We start from the raw sequence: 22,765 nt of genomic DNA, 5'->3' as shown, positions 1-22,765 counted from the left end.
TCGGTCTCATGGCCAAGTCGTCGGGCAAGTCGGGTGCGAAGAAGGAGGACGCGAGCGGGCGCAAGCTCGTCGCGTCCAACAAGAAGGCGCGCCACGACTACCACATCGAGGACACCTTCGAGGCCGGCATGGTGCTCCAGGGCACCGAGGTGAAGTCGCTGCGGCTGGGCCGCGCGAGCCTGGTCGACGGCTTCGTCGACATCGACGGCGGCGAGGCGTGGCTGCACGGCGTCCACATCCCCGAGTACGCCCAGGGCACCTGGACCAACCACGCCGCCCGCCGCAAGCGCAAGCTGCTCCTGCACCGCGACGAGATCGACAAGATCGAGCGCAAGGTCAGCGAGAAGGGGCACACCGTCATCCCGCTGGCGCTCTACTTCGTCAAGGGCCGCGCCAAGGTCGAGATCGGGCTCGCCAAGGGCAAGAAGAGCTGGGACAAGCGCCAGGCCATCGCCGAGCGCACCGCCGACCGGGAGAAGGAAGAGGCGATCGGGCGCCGGCTCAAGGGCATGCGTGACTGATCTCGCGCAGGAGGCGGGCGAGGTCCGGTCCTTCTGGCAGGGACTCGGGCTGCCGGGGCTGATGGACCTCCACGTCCACTTCCTCCCGCCGCCGATCGAGCGCGCGGTGTGGCGCGAGTTCGACAACGGCGGCGAGCTGATCGGCCGCGACTGGCCGATCCGCTACCGGTTCGACGCCGCCACCCGGCTCCGGCTGCTGCGGGACTTCGGCGTGCGCCGGTTCCCCACGCTGCCCTACGCCCACAAGCCCGGCGTCGCCGACTACCTCAACGACTGGAGCCGCGCCTTCGCCGCCGACGTGCCCGAGGCGCTGTGGACCGCGACCCTCTACCCCGAGCCCGAGGCGCCGTCGTACGTCGAGCGGCTGGTCCGCGACGGCGTCGCGCTCTTCAAGGTCCACTCCCAGGTCGGCCGCTTCCACGTCGACGACCCGCTGCTCGACGACGTGTGGGGCACGCTGGCGGACAGCGGCACGCCCGTCGTCGCGCACGTCGGCTCCGGCCCGGTCGGCACGCCGTACACCGGACCCGCCGCGACGACCCGGCTGCTGCGCCGCTTCCCCCGTCTCCGGGTCCTCGTCGCGCACCTCGGCACCCCCGAGACCGCCGACTTCCTCGACCTCGCCGAGCGGTACGACGGCGTCCACCTCGACACCTCGATGGCGCTGGCACCGTTCTTCACCGACCCGTACGGCGGGCAGGGCGGCCTCGCCCCCGACCTCGTCCCACGGCTGGCCGCGCTGCAGGACCGCGTCGTCTACGGCTCCGACTTCCCGACCCTGCCGTTCCGCTACGCCGACCAGCTCGGCTGGCTCGCCGATCTCGGGCTGGGGGAGGACTGGCTGCGTGACGTGTGCTGGCGCAACGCCGTCCGGCTGCTCGGGCACACGATCTCGGGAGACGAGGCACCATGACGCCGTGAACGACGGGATCGACGCCGGCTCGACAAGATCGACCACCCCGGCCGTCTGAGCGGGCCACCGAAACCTGGTGGGGAATGTCGTGGGGTACCGGTAGTGTTGGACAGGTACAACTCAAGAGGGGCTGATCGGTTTCGACTTGGGACGTTTGTTCCAGGGGAAGCGGGTCGAGAAGCCAGCGTCATCTCGTAAACGATCGCTGGAAACCAATAACTGCCAACGCTAAGCGCAGTTCCTTCGCTCTCGCCGCCTGACGCGGTGATCGAAGCGTCTGACCGGGCATCCGTCTCCGTCCCGGACCCAGGCGTCATCCAGGAGACTTGCTGACCAGTTGCCGTCAGGGCGGCTGATCGGGACTCAAACCTGACTGGGCCTGTCGGCGACGTGTTCGTGCGAGCGCCGGGGCCGAGAAAACGCCAGCACGGACTGCACCCGGAGAAGACCTGGCTCGGCGCTCGAGGACCGGGGTTCGATTCCCCGCAGCTCCACCATCCGATCGAAGTTCCAACCCTGCCCCCGATCACGGGGGCAGGGTTGCTTCGTTGTGGTCCACGAGGACCGTGCCTTGTTCCCGTCTCGCGGTGTGAGGCAGACGACCCCTTCAAGGTGAGGATGCGGATGCAGAAGTGCACGACCGCTTCGCCGAGGGCCGGACAGCGGCGTACGGGCCTTCCCGCTACCAGACGCCGCGTCGTCTCTTCGTCAGCTTGTCCGCGATCCGCTCGGCGAGCTCGACTTCGAGCAGCGGTCGGGAAGTAGGACGGCGCGCCACGCATGCACCAGCTCTGCAGCAGGCCCTTGCCCTCGGCGACGGCCTGGTCCATCCGCTCCCGGGTGACGCTCTGCACCCGGGCGTGCAGGGCCAACAGCGCCGACCCGGGGCGATCGCATCGCCTCTCGAGACCCTCACCGCCACCAAGGCAGGGTATCGAGGGCCGTCACGACCCGTTCGCCCTGCTGGGGGCCTGTCCCCTCTCCCACGCGGACCACAGGGCGGCGTACCCGCCGTGGGCCGCGACCAGCTCGGCGTGCGTCCCCGTCTCGGCGATACGACCCTGCTCCAGGACGACGATCCGGTCGCAGGCCGCGGCCTGGGAGAGCCGGTGGGCGATCACGATTCCGGTTCGGCCGGCGAGGACCGCGAGGACGGCCCGGTCCAGCTGCTCGGCGTGCGCGGAGCCGGCCTCGGCGGTGGCTTCGTCGAGGATCGCGAGATCCGGGTCGGCGAGCAGCACGCGAGCGAGGGCGAGCTGTTGGGCCTGTGCGTCGGTGAGCGGGTGCCCGCCGGTGCCGACCCTCGTGTCGAGGGCGTCCGGAAGCAGGTCGAGCAGGCGAGCCGCGCCGGTGGCGTCGAGTGCCGCGAGGAGGTCGCGGTCGGTGGCCCCGGACGCGGCGAGGGTGAGGTTCTCGCGCACGGTCCCGGCGAACACGTGCACCTCCTGGGTGATCACCGCGACGTGGTCGGGTCGTGTCACGGTCCCGGCGTCGGGTGGGTGGATGCCGGCGACCACGGCCGCGAGCGTGGTCTTCCCCGCTCCCGAGGCGCCGACGACGGCGACGTGCTGCCCGGTCGGCAGGTCCAGGGTGATGTCGTCGAGCACGCGCGGGCCGCCGTCGTACCTGAACGTGACGTCGCGGAGCCGGACGGCGGTGCCTGCCTCCACCGTCGCCGTCGGCTCGCCCGCAGACTCCGGAAGGGTGACGACACCGATCATGCGGCTCAGCGATGCGAGCGCCGACTGGAGGGTGTCGATGACGAACAGCAGCTGGCTGACCGGTCCGAGCAGACGCAGCACGAGCAGCATCGCGGTGGTGACGCCGCCGACGGTCGACGCTCCGTGGTCGATGAGGACGAAGCCGACGACGAGCACGGAGGCGAGGCTCAGGCACTCGCCGAGGTTGAGGCGGGCGTTGAGCATGCTCTGCACGGTCCGGGCGCGCAGCGCCTGCACCGCGACGCCCCAGGAGTCCGTCATGACCGCGCGATGCCGCTGCTGGGCGAGCCCGAAGCCGAGCACGGTGGCGTAGCCGCGCTGCGACTCGAGGATCTGCTGGGCACGCGCGCTCATCGCCGCCCGCTCGGCGCGGTACACCCGCGGACCGGTGCGCAGGTACCACCGCATGGCGAGTGCATAGACGGGCAGTACGACGGCGAAGGCGGCGGCGTAGGGCCATTCCAGCGCTGCGAGCCCGCCCAGCGACACGACGATGGTGAAGGCGGTGACGGTGAGCACCGGGATCACGGCGGGGGCGGCGTCGGCCACGGCGGTGACGTCGTCGCTGGACCGGGAGATCAGGTCTCCGGTGCCGGCGCGTTCGACGAGGTGCTGGGGGAGCGTCAGGGCGCGGCCCACGAGCCGCTCGCGGAGCGCGGCGAGGATGGTGTGGTAGACGCGGGTGGCGAGCAGGATCGTCAGCGCGGTGCCCGCTGCGCCGAGGACCGCCGAGAGCGCCATGACGGCCGTGATCGTCAGCACGGTGCCGGGGTCTGCGGTGCCCGCCTGCACCCGGTCGACGAGGAAGCCGATCGCCGCCGGCGGGATCAGGTCGACGCCGGTGCTGGCGATGCCCAGCGCCCCCACCGCGACGAGTCGGAGCCGGTGCCCGCGGCTGAGCCGCCAGACCTCGACGGCGGTCTCGCGACCGTCCGCGACCGGCAGCCCGCCCTCGGGCGGCGCGGCCCCGGTCGCCGCTGCACCGCTCACCGCGCCGTCCTCGCGGGCACGGGCACGTCGTCCAGCAGGTCGACGACCCGGTCGCAGCAGCCGAGAAGCGCCGGGGAGGAGGAGATCAGCAGGGTCGAGCGGCCCGTGCGTACGGCGCGCAGCCGGCCCGCGATCGCCTGCTCCGTGACGGAGTCGACCGCGGTGGTCGGGTCGTGCAGCACGAGCACCGGCGCGTCGCTCGCCAGGGCGCGGGCGAGCGCGACCCGCTGGCGCTGACCGCCGGAGAGCCGGTTGCCGCCCTCGCCGACCGGGACCTCGAGGTCGGCTGCGAAGTCGTCGCACGCGGCGGCTCGCACCGCGGCGTCCACCCGCTCGGGCGCGCCCGCGGTCACGGCGACGTTGTCGCGGAGCGTGCCGCTGAACAGCGTGGCGCGGTGCGGGGCGACGACGAGCCGGGAGCGGTACGCGACCGGGGACAGCTCCCGCGCGGCGATCCCGTCGAGCCGCGCCTCGACGCAGGCCTCGGCCTCGCCCTCGGACCATGGGTCCAGCAGCGCCTCGACGACCCGGGCGGCGGTGCGGTCGTCGGCGCGCACGCCCACGAGCTCGCCGGGCTCCACCCGGACCGTCACGCCGGGCCCGGATGCGTGGGGCACGAACAGGTCCAGCGCCGGCAGTGCCGCGACCTCCCGCCGGGTCGCGTCGTCCGGTCCGGGTGCTGAGGTCGCGTTGTCCCGCAGCACGTCGAGGACGCGCGCGGACGAGGCGAGGGCGCCGGCGAGGTTGGGGATCGAGGTGCTTGCGATCGCCTGGATCTGCGGCAGCAGGGCCTGGGTGAGGCCGACGGCGGCGATCAGCCCGCCGACGCTCAGCTGCCCGTCCACGGCGAACCAGCCGGCCAGTCCCATCACCCCGGCGACGAAGGTGCCGCTGACCACGCCCGAGCCCAGGAGGAACCTCCCCAGCAGCCCCGCATTGCGCCGTGCGCCGACGAGGGTCACCTGGCTCGCCTGCCGGTACCGCCTCGTCGCCTCGGCCTCGGCCCGCACGCCCTTGATCACCCGGTAGCCGGCGACCAGGTCCGTGGCCTGCCCGACCGTGGCGGCCAGCAGTCCCTGGTACGCGCGGGTGTCCCGGGCGAGCCGCTCGCTGAGCACGCCCATCGACCAGACCGCGACCGGCGCCCCGATCAGCACCACGAGCCCGAGCAGCCAGTGCGTCGCCAACAGCGAGGCCGCGATGAACCCGATGGCGGTGATCCTCGAGACCGGGATGATCACCAGGATCACCGCGTTGGACAGGCGCGTGACGTCGTTCGTCATCACCGAGACCACGCCGCCCTCCGGCGCGTGGGCAGTGCCGCCGACCGGGTGCAGCACGCCGGTCGAGAGGGTGGCACGGAGTCGGTGCTGCAGCAGCTGCACCGCATAGCCGGTCAGCCGCAGCGAGAGCTTGGCCGCCGACGTCAGCGCGACGTACAGGGTCACCAGCGCAGCCAGCCACAGCACCAGCTGTCCCGCGTCCCCGGTCGCCAGCGCCCGGTCGATCGCGAGCCCCATCACCACCGGAACCGCCGACTCGCCGACCTGCCACACGATCGCCAGCAGCATCGCGGGGACGGTGATCCGCCTCGCCGAGAGCATCACGCGCACCAGGAGCCGACCCGGCGTGAGCCCCGACGCGGCCTCGAACGGCTGCGCCCCGAGTGGCTCGGCGGGGGCGTGCAGGAGCACGGGCAACCAGCGGGTCAGGGGGCCTCGGCCGAGTCCGGTCGGGTCGGCGTCCGAGAAGCTCGAGGGCATCGTGGGATCACTCCGCCTCGGGAGGGAAGCACCAGCGCAGGGCATCGGCGAAGAGCCCCCGCCACCATGCGTAGTCGTGCCCGCCGGCGAATTCTCGGTAGAGGGTGTCGTAGCCCTTCCCGGTGAGCACCTGGTCCAGCCAGCGGCTGTGGGTGTTCGAGCCCTCCAGCTCGCCGACGTCGTGGAAGATGCGGACGGGCGCCGGCTCCGCGGCCAGGGAGTCGGCGATCAGCGTCGGTACGGGAACGCGGCGCAGCAGCTCACCCGCCCCGGTGCCCCACGTCAGGTCGGGGTGGTACCCGCACGACGGCGACTGGAGGACGGCGTTGCCGAAGGTCTCCGGGTGGTGCAGCGCCGTCCATCCGGCACACAGGCCGCCGTAGCTCTCGCCGGCCAGCGCGATGTCGGCGGAGTCCCGCGAGAGCGGGTACCGGCGGTGGAGCCACGGCAGCAGCTCCTCGACCAGCATGCGGGAGAACGCCGGGTTGCAGAGCAGCTCGTCGTAGCGCTGCATCCCGAGCTGGTCGACGAGGACCACCGCGCACGGCCGGATGGCGCCGGCCTCGACCAGGGCGTCGCGAACGCTCGGCGCGCTGTGGTCGGGTGTGCCGTCGAGCTGGATCACGAAGGGCAGCGCGCTCTCGCCGGAGAGCTCTCCCGGGGGCATCGAGACCCAGATCCGGCGCTCGTTGCCCAGGAGCTCGCTCGCCAGCGTCGCGACCTCCAGGGCCGGCGTTGGCCTCCTCTCGGCCTGGTCGAGCCAGGGCAGCGGATCCGCATCGGGCAGTGCGGCCACCGACGACCCGGAGAACCTCGCCTCCGGGTACGCCGAGAACCTCGGCGGCGGGTTGAACGGGTCCGGGACCTGTTCCTCCTCACCCGTCGACCCCCGCCGGGTGAACACGTACGAGAAGCGCAGGTCGGAGCGCATCCGCAGCGTGAGAGCGCGGAACGATGTCCCGGCCACCGCCGCGAACTCCGTGTCGATCGTGTTGCGGCCGATGCGGGGGCCGATGACGACCGAGAGGGTGACCGCCGTGTCGTCCCCGGGCTCGTCGACGAAGGTCACCTCCACCTCGCCCGCCGAGACCCGCTCGACGAGCGGGGTGCCTGTCTCCTCGAGATGCCGCCTGAATCTCTCGGGACTCCACTCACCGGCCGTCAGTCTCTCGATGCTGCTCGCGCTCATGCCTTCCGGTCCTCCCGTCGGGGTCGTTCGCGCCCGAGTGGCACCACCTGGGGACTGCCGGCCGCCGGATCGGGCACCACCAGGCAGCGCAGACCGAACACCTCCTCGACCAGCTCGACAGTGACGACCTCGTCCGGCGTGCCCTCGGCGACGACCCGGCCGTCCTTCATGGCGATCAGGTGGGTGCCGTAGCGCGCAGCGTGGTTCAGGTCGTGCAGGACGGCGACCAGGGTGTGGCCGACGTGGTGCAGGTCGGTGAAGAGCTCCAGCAGCTCGATCTGGTGGGCGATGTCGAGGAAGGTGGTCGGCTCGTCCAGCAGCAGGATGTCGGTGTGCTGCGCGAGCGCCATCGCCACCCACACCCGCTGGCGCTGCCCGCCCGACAGCTCGTCCACGAGGCGCCCGGAGAGCTCGGTGACCGCGGTCTGGTCCATCGCCCTGAGCACTGCCTGCTCGTCGGCCTCGGTCCACTGCCGCATGAACCCCTGGTAGGGGAATCGGCCGCGGGCCACCAGGTCGGCCACGGTGATCCCGTCGGGCGCGATCGACGTCTGCGGCAGCAGGCCGACCCTGCGGGCCACCTCCTTGGTCTTGAAGGAGGTGATGTCGGCACCGTCGAGCACGACCTGCCCGGCTGACGGCTTCAGCAGCCGGGAGAGGCCGCGCAGCAGGGTGGACTTGCCGCACGCGTTCGGGCCGACGATGACCGTGAACGACTCGTCGGGGATCGCCACCGAGAGGTGCTCGGAGATGATCCGCTTGTCGTAGCCGATCGTCGCCGACTCCACCCGGAGGCGCGGGACGTCGGTCGTGGTTGCGCTCACAGGCGTCTCCTGGCTTCGGTGAACAGCAGGTATCCGAGGTAGCCGCCGCCGAGCATGACGGTGATCATCCCGACGGGCAGCGGGGTGGGGGCGACGTGCTGGGCGACGTAGTCCGCCGCCAGGCACAGCAACGCGCCGACGAAGGCGGCGGGAGCGAGGGTGATCCCCCCGGTGCGGGCGAGCCGGCGTCCGATCTGCGGTGCGACCAGCGAGATGAAGGCGATCGGGCCGGATGCGGCCGTGACGGTCGCGGTCAGCGCCACGCCCACCACGATCAGGCCGAGCCGGGCCGGCGAGACCCGCACCCCCTGGGACGCGGCCGCGTCGTCGCCGAGCTCCAGCTGGCGCATCGGCCGGCTCGACATGCCCGCCAGCAGCAGGAGTACGGCGATGCAGGAGCCGCCGAGGACCACCTGGTTCCAGGACACGCCGTTGAGCGACCCGGCCCCCCACGCAGCCGCGGCCATCGCCTGCTCCAGCTCCGCCTTGAGGATCAGCCAGATGTTGAGCGACTCCAGCGTCGCCGAGACTCCGATGCCGACGACGATCAGCCGGAATCCCTGCACTCCGCGGCGGTAGGCGAGCAGATAGACCGCGACAGCCGTGGCCATCCCGCCCAGCAGCGCTCCGCCGACCAGCTGCAGATAGCTGCCGTTGACGACCAGGATCACGACCAGCGCACCGGTGTAGGAGCCCTGGGAGAATCCGATGAGACCGGGGTCCGCCAGCGGGTTGCGCAGGAGCGACTGGAACACGGCCCCGCTCACCCCCAGCGCGGCACCGAACACCAGCGCCGCAACCACGCGGGGCAGCCTCCACTCGACCACGATGTCGTGGACCAGCCCGGTCTCGCCGCCGGTCAGCGCGGAGACCACCTGGCCGGCGCTCAGCTGATAGGAGCCGGTCATCAGCGCGAGCACCGCCAGGCCGGCCGCCGCGACCGCGAGTGCTGTGCAGACGAGGACCGATCGCCGCTCGAGCCGTACAGCGATCCGCCGGCGCCGCAGCACCAGCACCCGCCGTCCGAAGTCCACCGCGCTCACAGCCCGCTCGCCCTCTTCCGCCGCGCGAGCGCGATCAGCACGGGCGCGCCCACGAAGGCGGTGACGACGCCGACGGGGACCTCGCTCGGGTGCATGACGACGCGGCCGAGGATGTCGGAGGCCAGCAGCAGGATCGGGCCGAGAAGGACGCTGTAGGCGAAGATCCAGCGCTGGTGCGGGCCGACGATCCAGCGAGCGACGTGCGGGACCATGAGTCCGACGAACGCGATGGGGCCGGCGATCGCGGTGGCGCCTCCGGCGAGCAGGGTGAGCGCGATGACCGCGAGGACGCGGGTACGTGCCAGCCGGACACCCTGGGCGACGGCCAGCTCGTCGCCCAGGGCCATGGCGTTGAGCGGGCCCGCCACCGCGAACGCCAGGACGATCGCCACGGCGAAGAACGGCAGGATCGGCCAGACGATCTCCAGCGGCCGCCCCAGGATCGACCCGGCGTTCCAGGACCGCATCGCGTCGAAGGCCTCCGGGTTGGTCAGCTGGAGCGCCTCCCGGGCGCCCCCGAGCACCGCGCCGATGCAGATTCCGGCCAGCACCATCGCCACCGGCGACTGACCCTGCCGGGTCGACCCGAGGGCGAGCACCATGATCGTCACGACCAGTGCCCCGGCGAAGGCGAACCACATGTAGTCACCGATGTCGCGGACGCCGAGCAGTCCCACGGCGACCGTCACCGCGAACGACGCGCCCGCGTTGACGCCGAGGATGCCCGGCTCGGCCAGTGGATTGCGGGTCAGCGCCTGCATCAACGCACCGGAGAGCCCGAGCGCGGCGCCCACCGCGAGGCCGGCGACGGTCCGCGGCAGCCGGTAGTCGCGGATCGCGAACTGGTCGATGTCGGCGGATGGACGGAACAGGGCGTCCCACACCACCGACGGCGCGATCGCGGTCGACCCGATCATCACGCTCAGCACCAGCAGGACCAGCAGCGCCACGAGCGCGACGACCAGCCCGATCAGACGCCGGCGCGGCCCGGGCACCTTCACGGTGCCCGGGCCGTCGCGGCGCAGTGCGAGAGCTGTCACTCCTTGGCGGGCAGGGTGGCCAGAGCGGCGTCGAGCGAGTCCAGGTACTGCAGGACGGGCCCGTAGGAGTTGTTGCCGGGGCAGAAGACGCCGAGCGCGCGACCGGAGCCCACGGCAGGCAGCGCCTTCCAGGTGTTGGTCTCGACCACCGGCGCGAAGGGCTCCGTCGGCCGGCCCTCGGCGTCGACGGGGTAGGTGATCACGTCGTACTCGGACAGCTCCGCGAGCTGCTCGAACGGCAGGGAGGTCCAGCCCAGGGGGTCCTCGCCCTCGGCGGCCCTCGGGAAGTCCATGCCGATGTCGTCCTGGGCGATCTCGACGCAGCCGAAGTCCGCGATGGAGAACGTCCCGGGATCGGAGCTCGCCCAGCGGTCGAGATTGACGAACGAGGTGTCGTCGATGATCTCGCCGTAGGTCTCCTGGATCCGGGTGATCTTGTCCTCGAACTCGGCCTTCTGCTCGCCGAGCCCGTCCGTCAGGTTGCCGGCCTGCGCAAGTCCGTCGGCGAAGGCCTTCCACTCGGTGCCGAGCCCCCAGAAGACCGTCGGGGCGATCGACCCCAGCTGCTTCTCGAGCGGCTCGAACTCGCTCTCGGGGAACTGGGCCAGGATGAGGTCCGGCTCCAGGCCGGCGAGCTGCTCCAGGTCGATCTGGTCGGCGCTGGCGCCGAGGCTCGTGCCCGCCTCGAACGTGGTCCTCTGGTCCTCGGGAATGAGGCCGAGCTCGGAGGCGGACACGTCGGTGACGCCCACCGGCTCGCCGCCCATGTCGATGAACGGGAGCGTCGTGTTGCCGATCGTGACGACCCGCTGCGGGTCGACGGGAACCTCGATCGTCCCGTTGTCGGCCGTGACGCTGTGCGTCTCGCCCGCCTTGTCGCCGGCGGCGTCGCCGTCACTGCCGCAGGCGGCGAGGACGAGCGCGGCGCTCAGGAGTACGGCGGCTGCGGCCGAGCCGCGTCGTCTCGGTGTCGTGGTCATGGGTGTGCTCTTCCTTCTGCTCGTCATCGGGTTCATCGGGGTCGCCGGGAGATGCAGCCGTCGCGGGAAGGTCGTCACTGCTCGGTCTCGAGCGTCGCCAGGGCTCGCTCGAGGCCTTCCAGATACTGGGCGGCGAAGCCGAACGACCTGCCCCACGGGCAGTAGATCCCCTGCGCGCGGCCGGACGTCACCGCCGGGAGCGCCTTCCAGGAGTTGGTCTCCAGCACGGGGACGATGGCCTCCGACGGCTGGCCGTCGATGGCTGCGGGGTACAGGATCAGGTCACTCTCGGCCAGGCTGCCGATCTGCTCGAACGACACCGAGAACTCGGCCGGAGCGAAGTCGACGATGCCCTCGTCGCGGACGACCTCGGCGCACAGCGAGCCGTTGATGCTGAACTTGCCGGCATCCTCCGACTCCCAGCGGTAGGCCTCGGTGATCTTCGCGGTCTTCAGGGTGTCGCCGTGCTCCTGCTGGATCCTGGTGACCACGTCGTCGTAGCTCGCCTTCTGCTCGTCGAACGCGTCCGTCTCGCCGGTCGCCTCCGCCAGGGCGGTGGCGCGGAACTTCCAGTCGCTGTCGAAGCCCAGGTGGACGGTCGGTGCGATCGAGGTCAGCTTGTCCTCGAGCTTCTCGTAGTCGCTCTCGGGCACCGCGATGACGATGAGGTCCGGCTCCAGCTTCGCGAGCTTCTCGTAGTCGGCCTCGCCGCCGTTCACGCCCACGTTCGTCGCGGCGTCGTAGGCGGCCCGCTGGTCGGACGGGAGGTCGGCCAGCGCACTGCTGTCCAGGTCGGTGACCGCGATCGGCTCGCCGCCGAGGTCGAGGTACGGCAGGACCGCGTTGCCGAGAACCGCGACCCGCTGCGGGTCGACGGGAACCTCGACCGTCCCGTTGTCGGCCTCGACGCTGCGCGTCTCGCCGGTCGCGTCGTCGGCGTCGCCGTCGCTGCCGCAGGCGCTGAGGACGAGCGCGGAGCCCAGCAGGGCCGCGGTCAGGGCCGCGCCGCGGCGTCTCAGGGGTGTCATGGTCATGGATGTGTGCTTCCTTCTCTTCAGCATGGGGATGAGGTCAGTGGGTGTCGGCAGGCACGAGCTCGTGGACAGTGGTGCCCCAGCCGACGGTGTGGGTCGCGCTGCGGACGAGACCTGCTCCGGCGATGACGGCGTCGAGCTCGGTGGCGGTGCGCAGTCCGGAGCCGTGGACGGTGAGGGCGAGCAGGTCGGCCTCGCCGTCGTGCTCGTCGAGGTCGTCGGTGTCGAAGACCTCCTCGATCAGCAGCACCCGTCCGCCCGGCAGGACGCTCTCGGACGCGCGGCGCAGCGCGTGGGCGGCGTCGGCGTCGGGCAGCGACGTGAGCGCGCGGCTGACGAGCACGGCGTCCGAGGCCGGGCCGGGCTCGAAGACGGACTGCTCGACCACATGGACGCGGGCGTGCTGCTGCTCGTCGGGGATCGTGGCGGGCAGGTCGCGGCGCAGCCAGTCGGCCTGGGCGGGCAGCGCGCAGATCGTGACCCGGAGGTCCGGGTGGACGTTGACGAACTCGCCGGCCTGGGCGCCGGCGCCGTCGGAGTGGATCACCAGGTGCTCGACGCCCTTCAGGAGGTCCGAGGTGGCGATCGACACCGCCAGCGCGGACTGGAGCTCGGCGAGGCGCTCCAGGTAGCGGTCCTCGTAGTCCTGCTCGGCTCGTGCGTCGGCGTACGTCCGGCCCGTGACGGAGGCGTACGACGCCCGGCCGGTGCGGATCGCCTCGGTGAGCCCGTGGATGCCGAGCATCTCCCGGCCCAGCGCGCCGGCCGGGTGCAGGTAGTCCGCCATGAACTCGACGGTCAGGACCTCTCCCATGGGCGCGAGGCCGTAGTGGCCCGGCTCGGTCTCGGTCACGACGTCCAGCGCGTGCAGGTAGCGCAGCAGCTTGCCCAGCGCCCGCTCGTCGGCGCCGGCCCGGGCGGCCAGGTCCGCCACGCTGCTCACACCCCGGGAGATCAGCTCGGCGACGTCCAGCTCGACGGCGGTGCGGATCGCGATCGGCGCGATCAGCTCGGTCAGCTCATGGAGCCGGTCGAACGGCGTGATCGACCTCTCGGGGTCGGGCACCGCCTCGTCGGTCTCCAGGGCGACGACCTCGCCGCGCCGCCAGTACCCGGTGAACTCGATGTCCTGCTTCGCCATGCCGCGGTCCTCGACCAGGTGCCGGCGCAGGTCCCGTACGGCGGTCCGCTCGCCCGCGATCCACGCGAACGGGCGGCCGTCCCACCAGGTGGCGCTCCGGACCGCGTCGACGAGCAGCGTCGTCGTACCCGCCTCGGCGCCGTCGCGCACCAGCCAGGTCACCTGGACGTGCGGCAGCGCCCGCAGCTCCAGCCGGTGGGCTTCCTCGGCGACCTCGATGAACACCTGCGCCCGCGCGTCGTCGGGCAGCTCGTCGAGCAGGCGGGCGATCGCGGGGATCATGGTGTCGTCGCCGGCCGCGAGCAGCCAGTCCGCCACCGGGAACGCCTTCGAGCTGCTGGGACCGGTGACGTGGATGCGGTCGCCCGGCTGGGCGCGGTGGGCCCAGGTCGTGCCGACCCCGATGCCGTGCTCGACGAAGTCGACATCCAGCTCGCCGGTCTCCGGGCTCCAGCGGCGGACGGTGTACTCCCGCGACAGTGGCCGCGGGTCCCGGGGCGTGCTCAGGCCGCTCTCCTGCTGTACCGGCAGCACCGGCTCGCTCTGGCCCGGGTACGGGAAGTAGAGCGCGATGTCGTCGTCGAAGCCCGGCGAGTCGAACGCCGGCTGCGGGAGGCCGTTCGCCGAGGTGAACGCGCGCAGCTGCTCGCCGGACAGGGTGACGCGTCGCATCCCCGGCGTCAGGTCCACCACCCGGACGACCTCGACCTCCCGCAGGGTCAGGGGGTGCACGGTGAGCCGGCGTGAGGTCTTCGGCATGTCGGGCGCAGCCCTTTCGGATCGCTTCGAGGGGAGGGGGCCGCGCGCCACCGTCGGCAGGAGGGCCGCTGCTAAGGTTAGGTAATCCTCACTCTCGTCGGGGTGCGCAGACTGCCGCATACTTAGGATGTGATCCATCCGCCCTCGCTTGCCGCCCCGAGCGATCCGCCGCCGATCCCGGGGGCCCGCGCGGACGAGACCGGCATGCCGCGCCGCCCGATGCTGCTCTGGGTGCGCACCGGCACCGCCCACATCCACCTCGACGACGCCGCGCCGTACCGGCTCGGCCGCGGACAGGGGATCTGGATCCCGGCCGACGGCTGGCGCGACCGCGTGATCGCCACCGAACCGGGCACCGTCGCCTTCCCCCTCTCGCCCCAGGCCACCATCGGATCCGGCGCACCGAGCACGCCCACCGGGTTCGAGGTCCCCGACGACTGGCAGGACTGGCTGATCCAGCACTTCAACCTCCAGGTCACCCCGTACAGCGCGCACGGCTATCCCGGGAGCGCCATCGCCGACCTGCTGCGCCCCGCGCGGCGCCACCGCCACGAGACCGACCCTGCGACGACCCTCTCGCCGCCTCCGGTGCCGAAGGCCCGGGGCGCCCGGGCACTGGCCGAGGAGCTGCTGCGCGACCCCGCCCTCGACCTCACCGTCGAGCAGTGGGGGACCCGCGTGCTGTGCAGCGCGCGCAGCCTGCGCCGGGCCTTCGTCGCCGACACCGGCCTCACCTTCGAGCAGTGGCGACTCGGCTGCCGGCTCGGCGCGGCCGTCGAGCTCCTGGCGGCCGGCTACGACGTCGACCAGGTGGCCACCCGGGTCGGCTTCGCGAGCCGCAACGGCCTGACCCGTGCGTTCAAACAGCGGTTCGGGCAGACGCCACGCGAGTTCGGCAGGGAGGTGCGGAGCCAGGTCACCGCAGGGGACCCGTCCACGCTCGGCGAGCGGGCGACCGCGGCCCGGCAGACCGACGCGATGGTCAGCATGGTGGGCCCCGGCGTCGCCCGCGCCGCGCCGGACCTGCTCCCCGCGACGCGCACGCCCCCGCATGCCAACGACGCCCACGTGCTCACCTGGGTGTATCGCGGCAGCGGATATCTGGACATCGGTGACCGGCGGTACGAGCGGGAGCGAGGCGTCGCGACCTGGATCCCCGCCGGCGCGGACCATGTCACGGTCCTGCGGGAGAACTCCGTCTCGCTGCCGCTCGGCAACGCCGGCCCGGGCGACCTCCAGCTGACCGCGCCGCTGCAGGTGCGGTTCTCGCCTTCCTGGGACGACTACCTGATGTTCTGCTCCGTCAGCGCACGGTCCCGGCTGCGACCCGACGGCTACGACTCCCGCCACATCCTCGGCCTGTTCGCCGAGCAGGTCGCCGCCCAGCGCGCGCTGTCGGTGCCGATGCCCACCGATCCGCGTGCGCGCGCGGCCGCCATGGACTACCTGCGCACCATCGGCACCTCCGGGGGATCGCCCGCCCTCGGCGTACCCTCCGAGGTGCACCGGGCCTTCCGCGACGAGACGGACATGACGTTCTCCCGCTGGCGCTACGCCGCCCGCATGCGCGTCGCGCGCGACCTGCTGGTGGGCGGCGCCAAGCCCAGCGCCGTCGCCCGCCGCGTCGGCTACGCCCACCTGCCGACCTTCAGTGCCGCCTTCTCCCGCTTCCACGGACTCTCGCCGCGCGAGTACCAGGAGCGTGAGGCCGAGCGCGCCTGACCGAGGTCTCGCACGCCAGCGGCCGGACCTGGTCCGGACTCAGCCCTCGGACAGGTACACCAGCACCGCCCGCACCCGCCGGTGCACAGCGGGGTCGTCGGGGCCGAGGTCGAGCTTGGTGAGCACGGCGGTGATGTGTTTCTCCACCGCCCGCTCGGAGAGCACCAGCCGGGCGGCGATGGCGGTGTTGGAGAGCCCGGCGGCGATCAGCGCGAGCACCTCGGTCTCCCGCGGGGTCAGCCGCGCGAGGGGCGAGCGCTCGCGGGCGACCCGGGCCTGGACCAGGGCGTCGACGACCCGGGGGTCGAGCACGGAGCCGCCGGTGGTGACCGCCTCGATCGCCTGCCGCAGCTGGCCGATGTCGCCGACCCGCTCCTTGAGCAGGTACGCCCGGCGGGCGGCCGACGGCTCGAACAGCCGGAGCGCCCAGTCGGGCTCGACGTACTGCGAGAGGACGACGATCCCCAGGTCCGGGTGGGTGGTGGCCAGCCGCTCGGCGGCGCGGATGCCCTCGTCGCCCTGGTCCGGAGGCATCCGTACGTCGGTCACCAGCACGTCGGGACGATGCCGGTCGACGACCGCAAGCAGCTCGGGGAGGGACGTCGCCGTCGCCACCAGCTCGAGGTCGGGCTGGGTGTCCAGCAGGAGCCGCAGCCCCTCCCGGATCAGGTAGCTGTCCTCGGCAGCGACGACGCGGATCATCGAGGGCACCCTACCGGCGGCGCGTCGCCGCCGGTGCCGACCGGCTCCGCGGCCACCTCGCCGTCACCGTCAGGCCCCGGCCGGCACCCTGGTGGCGCCGAGGTCCTCCGACGCCGACGACCGCCGCAGCAGCGCGAGCCCGATCGGCACCAGGCCGAGCACCATCGTCACGTCGCAGACGACGGCGAGCGCGTCGAGGGCGGCGGGGCGGGCGGAGACGAACAGGACGCCGGCGAGGGCGGTGACGGCGCCGGCCCATCGGGGTGCGATCGCGGTGCGCCACACGAAGACGCCGGCGACGACGAGCGCGGCGGGCGCGCACCAGCCCCACGGCAGGAACGCGAGCAGGCCGATCGCGTCGCCGCCGGAGTCGGCGGCCTCCATGAAGTCGTTGCCGAAGTGGTCCCGGTGCAGCGCGTTGAGGTTGAAGGCGGCTCCGCCGACCATGGCCGGGATGGCGAGCACCAGCAGGGCGAGGGCGCCGCGGGGAGCGACCGGCTCCAGCGCGCGGGAGATCCCGACCAGCGCCCAGCCGAGCAGGATGACCGACCAGATGCCGATGGTGCCGCCGAGGACGCCGTTGTTGATGCCCTCCCCGGCCGAGATGTAGGCGACATCGCTGAGCAGGAACACGACGGGCGCGAGGATCACGGCCACCGCCGTGAAGCGCCGGCCGGGGTGGGAAGCGGGTGTGGTCATGACGACCTCCGGTGAGTGGGAGTGGGACGGTCCACCCAGCGTCCGGCCGGCGCCGGCCGGATCCCACCGGGCCGGCCCGTGGACCGGGGTGCGGCCAGCCGCACCACGGCGGTACGGCGCGACCGGCTACCGCCCCCGCCCGCGCGGGTCGATACTCGGCTCGTGGACACGTCGGCGCGATCCCGGCGCCCGGTCACCGTCGCCGCCGCGGTCATCAGCGCGGTGGCGGTCGTCGCCGTGGCGTCCCTGTGGGTGCGCGGACGGTCGCTGGACGTGCAGTACGGCCTCTTCGTCTTCCACAACGCACCGCCGGCGCTGCTGCTGTCCTGGCTCGGGCGCCTGGTGGTCGTGCGCCGGCCCGGCAACCGGATCGGCCCGATCCTGCTGGTGATCGCGGGCCTGGGCGCGGCGCACTGCGCGGTCGCGGCGCTCGCCGACGTCGCCATCGTGCGCTGGGGGTATGTCGCCGCGATCACCGGCGACCACCCCTGATCCCCGCGGAGATGCCCCTGTCCGCCTCGGTCCCGTTCTGGATCATGAACTGGCTGTGGCTGCCGCAGGTCGTGCTGCTGCTCACCGTGCTGCCCGCGATCTTCCCCGACGGCTCGCTGCCGGGGCCGCGCTGGCGGGTGGTCCCGTGGCTGGCCGGCGCGGGCGGCCTGGTCTTCGGGCTCGGGTTGGTGCTCGACGCGTGGCCGACCGGGGCGTGGGGCACGGGGGAGACCCCGGAGGCGGTGGGGACGTTGCTGGGCCTCGGGCTGCTGGTCACCGGTGCCGCGACCTTCCTCGCCGTGGCGGCCCTCGTCGTCCGCTGGCGGCACGCCGCGCCGGCGCAGCGGGCGCCGTACCACGTCGTCGGCAGCGTGTTCGGCGTGGTGGCCGTGCTGTGGGTCGCGGCCTACCCGTGGCCGCGGCTGTGGACCCCGGCGGTGCTCGTGGGGATCCAGGTGCTGCTGCTCGCCTACGCGCTGGCCGCCGCGCGGTTCCGGGTCCACGACCTCGAGCCGGTGCTCGCCCGCAGCGCCGTCGCCACCGGCCTCTCGCTCGCCGTCACCGCCGCGTTCGTCGCCGTCGTCCTCGCCGTGGGCGTCGTGGCCGCCCGGCTCTCCGATGCGCCCGTCCTGCCCTGGATCGCGGTCGGCATCGTCGCCGTCGCCGCCGATCCGGTACGACGATGGGCCCGCCGCCGCATCGACCGGCTGGTGTTCCGGCTGGCCGACGACCGCACGGTCGTGGTCTCGGAGATCGCCGCCCACGCGGGCGAGGACGCCGCCGAGCAGCTGCTCCGCCGGGTGGTCGACGCCCTGCACCGCAGCACCGGCGCGGCCCGGGTCGAGGCCCGCCTCTCCGCCGAGGGCCTCCAGGGGGCGCCCGAGGCCGCGGCGGGCCCGGTCGCCGCCTACCGGACCTGCCTGGCGGAGCCGATCCTCAGCAACGGCGAGCAGCTCGGCGAGCTCCGCCTGCTGACGGACCTGCCCGGCGATCTGGCTCCCGGCGCGGCCGAGGTGCTCGCCGACGTCGCCCGGGTGGCCGGGACCGCGCTGCACAACAGCCGCCTCTCGAGCGCCCTGGCCGCCCAGCTGGACGACCTGCAGGCCTCACGCCGGCGCCTGGTCGAGGCGCACGACACCGCCCGCCGCAGTGTCGAGCGCGACCTGCACGACGGCGCGCAGGCCCAGCTCGTGGCGCTCCGGCTGCGACTGGCGGTCCTGCAGACCCAGGCCGACGCGGGTCTCGACCCCCTCGCGCTGCGCGACGGACTGGCCGGGGTCGCCGACGAGATCGACGCGACGGTCGAGACCCTGCGCACCCTGGCCCGCGGGCTCCAGCCGCCGATCCTCGCGCAGGACGGCGTCGCCGCCGCGCTCCGCTCCAGCGCCCGCGGGCTTCCCCTGCCGGTCACGGTGGCGGTCGACGGCTTCGGGAGGTACGACGCCGCGGTCGAGACCGCGCTCTACTTCGTCTGCCTGGAGGCGCTCCAGAACGCCGTCCGGCACGGCGACGCGGCGACGGCCGCCGTGATGCTGCGCGACGAGGGCGACGTCGTCTCGTTCACGGTCAGCGACGACGGCCGCGGGTTCGACCCCGTCGTACCCCGCGCCGGCGGCTCCGGCCTCACCAACGTGGCCGATCGCCTGGGCGCTCTGGGCGGCACGCTCGAGCTGGACAGCTCACCGGGCTCCGGGTGCCGGGTGCACGGCCGGGTGCCGATCGGCTGACTCGGGGCAGCTCAGCCGCCGAGGGCGGCGTCGACCGCCGCGTCGACCGGCAGGCCCCCGCCGATCAGGTGCCACTGGTGCCCGACGGTGTCCGGCCGGTCCAGGACGGCGGCGACGACCGCGGCCACGTCGGCCCGGGTGACGTCCTCGTGGGGGAGGTCCGCCCCCAGCGCGATCCGGTCGGTGGCGGGGGCGTCGGTGAGCCGGCCGGGGCGGAGGATGGTCCAGTCCAGGCCGGAGTCGCGCAGGGCGAGGTCGGCGTCCCGCTTCGCCACGAGGTAGGCCTTCCAGGCCTCGCTGGCGTCGTCCGCCACCGGCTGGTCGACCATCGCGGAGACCTGGACGAAGCGGCGGATGCCGAGGCGCTGCGCGGCCTCGATGGACTTCAGCGACCCCTCGAGGTCGACCGTGCGCTTGCGGCCGGCGTTGCCGTCGGGGCCGCCGCCGGCGCTGAACACCACCGCGTCGCACCCCTCGAACGCCGCCACGAAGTCGTCGGCCGTCGAGCTCTCGATGTCGAGCAGTCGCAGCTCGGCGCCCAGGGCCTCGAGCGCGGGGCGGTACTCCTCGCGACGGGCGAGGGCCACCGGGAGGTGGCCGCCCGCGACGAGCAGGGGGTGCAGCAGACGGGCGATCTGGCCATGGCCTCCGACGACAGCGACGCGCATGCCCCAACCTAGCCTCGATCCCTGGAAGGCCGCCTACTACGCGACACCACAGCGGCGCGCTGGCGGCGTTGCCGACGCTCGAAAGACGCCCAGTCTGCCTTCGCGCCGAGGTCTGAACGAAGTGGCCTTTGCCATCACACCCCTGTGGTGCCGCTCGCTACGACGTCCCTCCACGGATCGAGGGCTACGCGGCGGCGATCGCCCGCCCGGCCTCGCGTCCCGAGAAGATGCAGCCGCCGAGGAAGGTGCCCTCCAGCGAGCCCTGTCCGTGCACGCCGCCCCCGCCGAAGCCGGCGACCTCGCCCGCGGCCCACAGGCCGGGGACCGGCTGGCCGTCGGCGCCCATGACCTGGCCCTTGAGGTTGGTCTGCAGCCCGCCGAGCGTCTTGCGGGTGAGGATGTTGCAGCGGATCGCGATGAGGGGAGCGTGCTGCTTGTCGAGGAGCCGGTGCGGCTGCGCCGTACGGACCAGGGAGTCGGCCAGCGTCTTCTGCGCGTTGCGGATGCCCATCACCTGGACGTCCTTGGTGAAGGGGTTGTCCACCTCCCGGTCGCGGGCGACGATCTGGCGCCGCAGCTCGGCCGCGTCGATCAGGTCCGTCCCCACCAGCCGGTTCATCCCGGCGGCGAGGTCGTCGAGGTTGTCGGCGACCACGAAGTCCTCGCCGTTGTCGAGGAAGTCCCTGACCTCCTTCTGCATGCCGTTGATCGTCCGCTCCAGCAGGAAGCCGGCCATGTTCTTGGCCGTGAGATAGCGGTTCTGCTCGGAGCCGGAGAGCACGAACTCCTTCTCGATGATCGTCTTGTCGAGCACGAACCACGAGTAGTCGAAGCCGGACGCGCGGATCATCCGCAGCTGCTCCAGCGAGTCGTAGCCGGGGATCCCGGGCGTGGGGAACCGCCGGCCGTTGCCGTCGAACCAGAACGACGACGGGCCGGGGATGATCCGGATGCCGTGCCCGGGCCAGATCGGGTTCCAGTTGCGCATGCCCTCGACGTAGTGCCACATCCGGTCGGCGTTGACGACCCGGCCGCCGGCCTGCTCGGTGATGCCGATCATCCGGCCGTCGACGTGGGCGGGCACGCCGGTCACCATGCTGGCGGGCGGCGTGCCGAGGCGGGCGGGCCAGTTCTGGCGCACCAGGTCCTGGTTGCCGCCGATGCCCCCGGAGGTGACCAGGACGTGCCCGGCGGTGAGCTCGAAGTCGCCGACGACCTCGCGCGAGGTCTGCACGCCGCGCGGGGCGCTGGTCGGGACCAGCCGTTTCCCGCGGACGCCGACGACGCGGCCGCCCTCGACCACGACCTCGTCGACGCGGTGCCGGAACCGGAAGCCGATCAGGCCCTGGGCGTACGCCGCGCGCACCTTCTTCTCGAACGGGGCGACCACCGCCGGGCCGGTGCCGAGGGTGAGGTGGAAGCGCGGGACGGAGTTGCCGGCGCCGTCGGCGAGCTGTCCGCCGCGCTCGGCCCAGCCGACGAGCGGCACCCAGCCCATGCCGAGCGAGGCGAGCCAGGCCCGCTTCTCGTGGTGGGCGAACTCGAGATAGGCCTCGGCCCACTTGGCCGCCCAGTAGTCCTGCCCCAGCGGGTCGGTGACGCCCCGGCCGAACTGCGCGGTGCCGAACCAGTCCTGGCGGGCGAGGTCGAGGCTGTCCTTGATGCCGTTGAGCTTCTGCTCGGTGCTGTCGACGAAGAACAGCCCGCCCAGCGACCAGTGCGCCTGGCCGCCGATCGACTGCTCGCCCTCCTGGTCGAGGAGCAGCACCCGCTTGCCCTTGGCGGCGATCTCGCTCGCCGCCACCAGCCCGGCGAGGCCGTGGCCGACGACGATCACGTCGGCGGAGGTGCCGCTCTCCTGCCAGGGCGCGGCCCGGGCCGGCGTACCCAGGGCCGCAGTGAGGCCCACGGCGCCGGCGGCGGTCAGGCCCGCCCTGGCGGCGGTACGACGGGTGATCTCGGGGTCGAGCGCAGATGCCATGCCCGGCTCAACGGCCGTCCGTGAGCGAGGTCACTCAGGGGCGCACGGTCAGCGTCTGCGCGATGGTGCCGAGCGGGCCGTTCTCGTCGTGCATCTTCGAGCTGGTGACGCCGATGCCGCCGGGGCCGTAGGACTGGGTGGTGTCGAGCCCCAGCCAGCCCTCGGCGGGGGCATGGAGGAAGTGGGCGGTCAGGTCGAGGTTGGGGAAGGCCACCCGGGTCGGGTCGGTGCGCACCGCGATCCCGTTGGTGACGTCCACTAGCCCCGCGACGGCGGCGAGCCGGCTGACCGGCTCGTCCGCGACGAGCTCGTGCGGCGTGCGGACCCACACCATCGACCGGCCGGGGCCCAGGTCCTTGCGGCGCACCTCGATCGAGGAGATGAACCCGCTCGGCCACAGCCCGGCCATGTCCCAGGGCTCCATCTCGTCGGCCGGCGGGATCGACGGCAGGTCGGTGCCGGCGAGCGGCGCGGTGTCGTAGGGCTCGACCAGCCACGCCCGCAGGAGTACGACGGCCCGGCCGCCGTACCGCGCCGTGGCCTGCACCAGCTCGATCGTGCGGCCCGGCCGGAGCACCTCGACCTCGACGTCGATCGCCTCGATCGGCACCGTGCCGAGGATGTCGTAGGACAGCCGGCTCACCACGAGCCCGTCGGAGCGCCGCCGGTCGCGGTCGCGCTCGACCTCGTGGGCGAGCACGCCGAGGGCGGGCGCGATGTGCTGGGTCGCGCGGTCCCAGGCGCCGCCCACGTGCTCGGTGGGGTGAAGGTGTGCGGTGCGGTCCGGTGCCAGTACGCCACCGCGCCATTCTCCCCGGCGGCCCGCGGGCCGCCGTACCCCCTATCGGAGGGGTGG

19 protein-coding genes and 1 other RNA gene are annotated in these 22,765 nt (G+C 73.0%); 6 read left to right on the top strand and 14 right to left on the bottom strand.

The window, feature by feature from the left end; all coding sequences use genetic code 11:
- Positions 1-8: 8 nt before the first annotated feature.
- The 3 genes from smpB (at position 9) to ssrA (ending at position 1,931) form a co-directional block, all read left to right on the top strand.
- The gene (gene smpB, locus FIV44_RS05895; protein ID WP_141003638.1) at positions 9-521 is read left to right on the top strand and encodes an SsrA-binding protein SmpB; all 513 of its coding nucleotides are present in this window, start codon (positions 9-11) and stop codon (positions 519-521) included.
- A complete protein-coding gene (locus tag FIV44_RS05890) occupies positions 514-1,434 on the top strand; it encodes an amidohydrolase family protein (RefSeq protein WP_246086835.1) in 921 nt (306 codons plus the stop codon). The genes smpB and FIV44_RS05890 overlap by 8 nt, the downstream gene beginning before the upstream one ends.
- Positions 1,435-1,560: 126 nt before the next feature.
- Positions 1,561-1,931, top strand: a transfer-messenger RNA (tmRNA) gene (ssrA, locus tag FIV44_RS05885).
- A gap of 447 nt (positions 1,932-2,378) precedes the next feature.
- Here the strand turns inward: ssrA and FIV44_RS05880 are convergent.
- The 9 genes from FIV44_RS05880 to FIV44_RS05840 all read right to left on the bottom strand — a co-directional run bounded on the left by FIV44_RS05880 (position 2,379) and on the right by FIV44_RS05840 (position 13,918).
- Positions 2,379-4,145 carry an ABC transporter ATP-binding protein gene (locus FIV44_RS05880; RefSeq protein WP_141003637.1) on the bottom strand — a complete coding sequence of 589 codons (1,767 nt, stop codon included), beginning with the start codon at positions 4,143-4,145 and terminating at the stop codon, positions 2,379-2,381.
- Positions 4,142-5,908, bottom strand: coding sequence for an ABC transporter transmembrane domain-containing protein (locus FIV44_RS05875; RefSeq protein ID WP_219996311.1), 1,767 nt, complete (start codon positions 5,906-5,908; stop codon positions 4,142-4,144). The genes FIV44_RS05880 and FIV44_RS05875 overlap by 4 nt, the downstream gene beginning before the upstream one ends.
- A 7-nt stretch (positions 5,909-5,915) precedes the next feature.
- The gene (locus tag FIV44_RS05870; protein WP_141003636.1) at positions 5,916-7,097 is read right to left on the bottom strand and encodes an alpha/beta hydrolase; all 1,182 of its coding nucleotides are present in this window, start codon (positions 7,095-7,097) and stop codon (positions 5,916-5,918) included.
- Positions 7,094-7,921 (bottom strand): ABC transporter ATP-binding protein, encoded by an 828-nt coding sequence (locus FIV44_RS05865; protein WP_141003635.1) that lies wholly within the window; start codon positions 7,919-7,921, stop codon positions 7,094-7,096. Before FIV44_RS05865 ends, FIV44_RS05870 begins: the two co-directional genes overlap by 4 nt.
- Positions 7,918-8,964: a FecCD family ABC transporter permease gene (locus FIV44_RS05860; RefSeq protein WP_219996310.1), complete on the bottom strand. Its 1,047-nt coding sequence runs from the start codon at positions 8,962-8,964 to the stop codon at positions 7,918-7,920. Before FIV44_RS05860 ends, FIV44_RS05865 begins: the two co-directional genes overlap by 4 nt.
- Entirely contained in the window at positions 8,961-10,004 is a 1,044-nt protein-coding gene (locus tag FIV44_RS05855; protein ID WP_246086834.1) for a FecCD family ABC transporter permease, read from the bottom strand. Before FIV44_RS05855 ends, FIV44_RS05860 begins: the two co-directional genes overlap by 4 nt.
- The gene (locus tag FIV44_RS05850) at positions 10,001-10,984 is read right to left on the bottom strand and encodes an ABC transporter substrate-binding protein (RefSeq protein ID WP_141003634.1); all 984 of its coding nucleotides are present in this window, start codon (positions 10,982-10,984) and stop codon (positions 10,001-10,003) included. Before FIV44_RS05850 ends, FIV44_RS05855 begins: the two co-directional genes overlap by 4 nt.
- 74 nt (positions 10,985-11,058) lie before the next feature.
- Positions 11,059-12,018: an ABC transporter substrate-binding protein gene (locus tag FIV44_RS05845; RefSeq protein WP_141003633.1), complete on the bottom strand. Its 960-nt coding sequence runs from the start codon at positions 12,016-12,018 to the stop codon at positions 11,059-11,061.
- A 37-nt stretch (positions 12,019-12,055) separates the two neighbouring features.
- Entirely contained in the window at positions 12,056-13,918 is a 1,863-nt protein-coding gene (locus FIV44_RS05840; RefSeq protein WP_141003632.1) for a siderophore-interacting protein, read from the bottom strand.
- A 204-nt stretch (positions 13,919-14,122) separates the two neighbouring features.
- Here FIV44_RS05840 and FIV44_RS05835 point away from each other — a divergent pair, with 204 nt between their 5' ends.
- Positions 14,123-15,640: a helix-turn-helix transcriptional regulator gene (locus FIV44_RS05835; protein ID WP_181411016.1), complete on the top strand. Its 1,518-nt coding sequence runs from the start codon at positions 14,123-14,125 to the stop codon at positions 15,638-15,640.
- A 39-nt stretch (positions 15,641-15,679) separates the two neighbouring features.
- Here FIV44_RS05835 and FIV44_RS05830 read toward each other — a convergent pair whose 3' ends face one another.
- Together FIV44_RS05830 and FIV44_RS05825 are read right to left on the bottom strand one after the other, a co-directional pair.
- The gene (locus FIV44_RS05830) at positions 15,680-16,342 is read right to left on the bottom strand and encodes a response regulator transcription factor (RefSeq protein WP_141003631.1); all 663 of its coding nucleotides are present in this window, start codon (positions 16,340-16,342) and stop codon (positions 15,680-15,682) included.
- Between the two features lie 69 nt (positions 16,343-16,411).
- A complete protein-coding gene (locus FIV44_RS05825; protein WP_141003630.1) occupies positions 16,412-17,041 on the bottom strand; it encodes a hypothetical protein in 630 nt (209 codons plus the stop codon).
- A 162-nt stretch (positions 17,042-17,203) separates the two neighbouring features.
- On the opposite strand from FIV44_RS05825, the gene FIV44_RS05820 reads away from it, so the two are divergent.
- Positions 17,204-17,533: a hypothetical protein gene (locus FIV44_RS05820; protein ID WP_141003629.1), complete on the top strand. Its 330-nt coding sequence runs from the start codon at positions 17,204-17,206 to the stop codon at positions 17,531-17,533.
- Between the two features lie 11 nt (positions 17,534-17,544).
- Complete coding sequence (locus tag FIV44_RS05815) at positions 17,545-19,260, top strand: sensor histidine kinase (RefSeq protein WP_141003628.1); 1,716 nt, start codon at positions 17,545-17,547, stop codon at positions 19,258-19,260.
- Between the two features lie 11 nt (positions 19,261-19,271).
- On the opposite strand, the gene FIV44_RS05810 is transcribed toward FIV44_RS05815, so the two are convergent.
- From FIV44_RS05810 to FIV44_RS05800, 3 genes are all read right to left on the bottom strand, one after another.
- The gene (locus tag FIV44_RS05810) at positions 19,272-19,928 is read right to left on the bottom strand and encodes an SDR family oxidoreductase (RefSeq protein ID WP_141003627.1); all 657 of its coding nucleotides are present in this window, start codon (positions 19,926-19,928) and stop codon (positions 19,272-19,274) included.
- 184 nt (positions 19,929-20,112) lie between these two features.
- Positions 20,113-21,909: an FAD-binding dehydrogenase gene (locus tag FIV44_RS05805; RefSeq protein WP_141003626.1), complete on the bottom strand. Its 1,797-nt coding sequence runs from the start codon at positions 21,907-21,909 to the stop codon at positions 20,113-20,115.
- A gap of 34 nt (positions 21,910-21,943) precedes the next feature.
- Entirely contained in the window at positions 21,944-22,660 is a 717-nt protein-coding gene (locus FIV44_RS05800; RefSeq protein WP_246086833.1) for a thioesterase family protein, read from the bottom strand.
- Positions 22,661-22,765: the final 105 nt, after the last annotated feature.

Source organism: Nocardioides humi, from assembly GCF_006494775.1.
Taxonomy (GTDB): domain Bacteria; phylum Actinomycetota; class Actinomycetes; order Propionibacteriales; family Nocardioidaceae; genus Nocardioides; species Nocardioides humi.
The sequence above is the reverse complement of the archived record's forward strand: the minus strand, read 5'-3'. Positions and strand labels throughout refer to the sequence as shown.

Coding starts and splice junctions, on each gene's coding strand:
- FIV44_RS05825 (WP_141003630.1), bottom strand. CDS start 17,041: ATGACCACACCCGCTTCCCACCCCGGCCGGCGCTTCACGGCGGTGGCC.
- FIV44_RS05815 (WP_141003628.1), top strand. CDS start 17,545: ATGCCCCTGTCCGCCTCGGTCCCGTTCTGGATCATGAACTGGCTGTGG.
- FIV44_RS05835 (WP_181411016.1), top strand. CDS start 14,123: ATGCCGCGCCGCCCGATGCTGCTCTGGGTGCGCACCGGCACCGCCCAC.
- FIV44_RS05810 (WP_141003627.1), bottom strand. CDS start 19,928: ATGCGCGTCGCTGTCGTCGGAGGCCATGGCCAGATCGCCCGTCTGCTG.
- FIV44_RS05845 (WP_141003633.1), bottom strand. CDS start 12,018: ATGACCATGACACCCCTGAGACGCCGCGGCGCGGCCCTGACCGCGGCC.
- FIV44_RS05850 (WP_141003634.1), bottom strand. CDS start 10,984: ATGACCACGACACCGAGACGACGCGGCTCGGCCGCAGCCGCCGTACTC.
- smpB (WP_141003638.1), top strand. CDS start 9: ATGGCCAAGTCGTCGGGCAAGTCGGGTGCGAAGAAGGAGGACGCGAGC.
- FIV44_RS05840 (WP_141003632.1), bottom strand. CDS start 13,918: ATGCCGAAGACCTCACGCCGGCTCACCGTGCACCCCCTGACCCTGCGG.
- FIV44_RS05870 (WP_141003636.1), bottom strand. CDS start 7,097: ATGAGCGCGAGCAGCATCGAGAGACTGACGGCCGGTGAGTGGAGTCCC.
- FIV44_RS05875 (WP_219996311.1), bottom strand. CDS start 5,908: ATGCCCTCGAGCTTCTCGGACGCCGACCCGACCGGACTCGGCCGAGGC.
- FIV44_RS05830 (WP_141003631.1), bottom strand. CDS start 16,342: ATGATCCGCGTCGTCGCTGCCGAGGACAGCTACCTGATCCGGGAGGGG.
- FIV44_RS05805 (WP_141003626.1), bottom strand. CDS start 21,909: ATGGCATCTGCGCTCGACCCCGAGATCACCCGTCGTACCGCCGCCAGG.